Below are 542 nucleotides of genomic sequence, written 5' to 3'. Positions count from 1 at the left end.
CATCGCGGCGGCGCTGGAGGGCCGGAGCATCGACCGCGCCGCGATCGGCGAATCGGCCCGGGCCCTGGCGGCGCGCGCCGACGTGCTGGTGGTCGAAGGCGTCGGCGGATTCCGCGTGCCGCTGGGCGCCGACTGGGACACCGCCGACCTGGCACGGGACCTCGGCTTGCCTGTGGTCTTGGTGGTGGGTTTGCGACTGGGCTGCATCAACCATGCCCTGCTGACGGCCGAGGCGATTCGCGCGCGCGGGCTGCGCCTGGCGGGCTGGGTCGGCAACCGCATCGCGCCCGACATGCCCTGGGCCGACGAGAACGTGCACAGCCTGCGGGACTGGCTCTCGCGGGAGCACGAGGCGCCCTGCCTCGGCGTCGTTCCGTGGCTGGCCGATCCGCACCCTGGCGCCGTGGCCGCGCACCTGGACATCGGCGCGCTGCGCCGGATGCTCCCGTCCTAGCGCGGCGCTTTTCGGGGCGGCGGGCCGAACGCGCAGAATCGCGCTCCATGAAGCAGCGATCACGCCCCGCACCCGCGTCCCGCACACC

Annotated in this window: 1 protein-coding gene; it reads left to right on the top strand. The window is 74.5% G+C overall.

The genetic code is table 11. From position 1 onward, the window contains the following. On the top strand, positions 1-454 hold a 454-nt coding region (gene bioD, locus AC1DTN_RS39000; protein ID WP_477925590.1), incomplete at its 5' end, for a dethiobiotin synthase. Positions 455-542: the final 88 nt, after the last annotated feature.

This window comes from Rhizobium sp. 01T444, from assembly GCF_056398305.1.
Note: the sequence above shows the minus strand (reverse complement) of the source record. Positions and strands in the feature narration are given on the sequence as shown.